Origin of the sequence: Micromonospora sp. D75 (assembly GCF_018070405.1) — a bacterium.
Lineage (GTDB): Bacteria > Actinomycetota > Actinomycetes > Mycobacteriales > Micromonosporaceae > Micromonospora > Micromonospora chalcea.
The window spans coordinates 1-2,779 of record NZ_JAGPXV010000716.1 but is presented as its reverse complement, the minus strand read 5'-3'; the positions used below and the strand labels follow the sequence as shown (position 1 = coordinate 2,779).

At 72.3% G+C, this 2,779-nt stretch carries 4 protein-coding genes and 1 tRNA gene; 2 read left to right on the top strand and 3 right to left on the bottom strand.

Going from position 1 to position 2,779, the window contains the following annotated elements:
• Nucleotides 1–239: 239 nt before the first annotated feature.
• The 3 genes from KBX39_RS28080 to bcp form a co-directional block, all read right to left on the bottom strand.
• Nucleotides 240–767, bottom strand: a complete 528-nt coding sequence (locus tag KBX39_RS28080) for a GNAT family N-acetyltransferase (protein ID WP_064446937.1) — start codon at nt 765–767, stop codon at nt 240–242.
• An 84-nt stretch (nt 768–851) separates the two neighbouring features.
• Nucleotides 852–927 (bottom strand) — tRNA-Leu (locus KBX39_RS28075).
• Nucleotides 928–1,035: 108 nt separating this feature from the next.
• Entirely contained in the window at nt 1,036–1,506 is a 471-nt protein-coding gene (bcp, locus tag KBX39_RS28070; RefSeq protein WP_210873407.1) for a thioredoxin-dependent thiol peroxidase, read from the bottom strand.
• Nucleotides 1,507–1,629: 123 nt separating this feature from the next.
• Here bcp and KBX39_RS28065 point away from each other — a divergent pair, with 123 nt between their 5' ends.
• On the top strand, nt 1,630–2,349 hold the full coding sequence (locus KBX39_RS28065; protein WP_043326154.1) for an energy-coupling factor ABC transporter permease: 720 nt from the start codon (nt 1,630–1,632) through the stop codon (nt 2,347–2,349).
• A partial coding sequence (locus KBX39_RS28060) for a PDGLE domain-containing protein (RefSeq protein ID WP_210873405.1) occupies nt 2,346–2,779 on the top strand: 434 nt, incomplete at its 3' end. The genes KBX39_RS28065 and KBX39_RS28060, both read left to right, overlap by 4 nt.

Here is a 2,779-nt window from a genome sequence, read left to right as displayed (position 1 = left end):
CGTCCACCCCGACCCCGACCGCATCCACTCCCACCCCCGCGGCCCCCACGTCAGCCCTCGCGGACCCCGTCGTGCAGGCAGCCGCCACCCCACCCACCCCCACAAGCTGCGCCTAGCCCTCGCCCGCCCCTCGCCCCCGCCCTCGCTGATCTTGCACTTGGGGACCCGCGCGTGTCGTGAATGCCCGATCTGCCGGGGCCATGAGTGCAAGATCAGCGCGGCGGGGGCGGGGCGAGGGGTCAGGTTGGGGTGGGGAGGTCCAGCCACATGAGGATCTCGTCGCGGGCGTCGGTGGCGGACAGGCGCAGCGCGGCGGGGAGGCGGCCGATCTCGCGGTAGCCGAGGCGCTTGTAGAAGCGGTCCAGCCCCAGCCCGTCGCGGACCGTCACGTGCAGCGCCGCCAGGCCCAGCCCTCGGGCGATCCGCTCGGCCTCGCGCATCAGCGCCGCGCCGTGGCCGCGCCCCTGCGTGTCGGGGTGCACCATGACGCGCTTGAGCACCCGCCAGTGCGTCTTGAGGTGGAACCGGTTGTCGGCGATGACCAGCACCGCGACCAGCTTTTCGCCCTCGTGGCCGACGAGTAGCCGGTCCGGCCCGTCCGCGACCTCGTCGAGCGTGGAGGTGGCGAGCGGGCGTACCTCGTCGGCGGTCACGGGGGCGACGAAGCCGACGGCGCCGCCGGCGTTAGTCACGTCCACCCAGAGCGCGATGATCTGTTCGCGCAGCTCGGGGGTCAGGTCGGGGTCGAGGGAGAAACGCAGGTCCACGCCGTAATCCTGCTCGTGGCGACGCGGTGCGGACCCGCGTTCGTGACCTTCCCGACAGTCGCCGGTGCGCGTGGCACCGGCGACTGGTAGGGCCGGCGGGATTCGAACCCGCACTGGTGCGGACCTAAACCGCATGCCTCTGCCGTTGGGCTACGGCCCCTTCATCGTGACCACCGCCCGCGGACCGGTGTCACAGCCTCCGGATCGTAGACCACATTCGGGGTCACCACTGCGGCGCGGCCGTGACGAGCCGCACCGCGCGCCGACCTCAGTCGAGCCCGAGATCCCGGCGCAGCTTGGCGACGTGGCCGGTGGCCCGCACGTTGTAGAACGCCTGCTCGATCTTGCCGTCCTCGTCCACGACGAACGTCGAGCGGATCACGCCGGTGACCGTGCGGCCGTACATCTGCTTCTCGCCGAACGCGCCGTACGCGGTCAGCACCGCCTTGTCCGCGTCGGAGACCAGCGGGAACGTGATCGCGTCGCGCTCGCGGAACTTCGCCAGCTTGGCCGGCTTGTCCGGCGAGATGCCCACCACCTCGTAGCCGGCGGCCTGCAGGGAGGCGAGGGAGTCCCGGAAGTCACATGCCTGCGTGGTGCAGCCGGGCGTCATGGCGGCCGGGTACGCGTACAGGATGACCTTGCGGCCGCGCAGGTCGGCCAGGGAGAGTGTCCCGCCGTCGTCGGTGGGGAGGGTGAATTCGGGGGCGGGGTCGCCGGGCTTGAGGCGGTCGGTCATGGCGGTGACGATACCGCCGGGCCGGTGCGGTCGGCGGACGGCGACGCGCGGACGCGGTGACGGCCATCATGAGGTTGTTGCCAGATATTGGCAACAGTGCCTTCCTGGAAATACGCTGAGCGCGTGGACACCCTGGCGATGCACATCTCCAACGGGATCATCAACGGTCCGGTCGCCGCGATCTTCGCGGCTCTCGCCCTCGCCGCGCTCGCGTTCTGCGTGATGCGGGGCCGAGCCGACCTCGACGACCGGCTGGCCCCGATGGCCGGGCTGGTGGCGGCGTTCATCTTCGCCGTGCAGATGCTCAACTTCCCGATCTTCACCGCCGGGGTCAGCGGCCACCTGCTCGGGGGCGCGCTCGCGGCGATGCTCGTCGGCCCCTGGGTCGGCGCGCTCTGCGTGGCCGTGGTGCTCATCGTGCAGGCGCTGGTCTTCGGCGACGGCGGCGTGGCGATGCTCGGCCTCAACATCACCAACATGGCGCTGCTCGGCACCGCCGCCGCGTACCTGCTGATCGCGCTCCTGCTGCGTGTGCTGCCGCGTACCCCGGCCGGCCTGGCGGTCACCGCGTTCGTGTCCGCGCTGGTCAGCGTGGTGGTCGCGTCCCAGGGCTTCGTCCTGCAGTACTGGCTGGGCGGCACCACCGACCTCGGCGGCAACCTGACCGGCCTGGCCGGCACCATGGCCTTCGCCCACCTGCTCATCGGCATCGGCGAGGGCCTGATCACCGCGACCACCGTGGTCACCGTGGCGAAGGTCCGGCCCGACCTGGTGTACGCGCTGCGCGCCCTCAAGCCGGTCACGCCGGCTCCCGCCGTCCCGGTCGCCGGAGGTGCCCGATGAGCAAGCGTCAGTGGCCGTTCCTTCTCGGCGGCCTGCTGGTGGCGCTGCTGCTGGCGGGCGTGGTCAGCAACTACGCCTCCTCGCACCCGGACGGGCTCGACTCTTCGCTGCTCAAGGGCTGCACGGTGAACGCCGACGACGAGATCACCGGCGGCAGCTGCCCGGCCCAGGAGGCGAAGGACCACGAGCTGGCGGACAGCCCGCTGGCCGACTACGGCGTACGCGGAATCGGCAACGACTTCGTCTCCACCGGCCTGTCCGGCGTGCTCGGCGTGCTGCTCACCTTCGCGTTCGGCGCCGGCCTGTTCTGGCTGGCCCGCCGCCGCGGCCCCGCCACGCCCGCCACGTCCGCCGGCCCCGCCGCGCCCGCCACGCCCGCCCCGGACACCGCGAGCGCCGACCCGGCGGACGACGCAGCGACCCCGTCCAC

Bases quoted from the DNA above. Each gene is read 5' to 3' on its own strand.
- bcp (WP_210873407.1), bottom strand. From the start codon at position 1,506: ATGACCGACCGCCTCAAGCCCGGCGACCCCGCCCCCGAATTCACCCTC.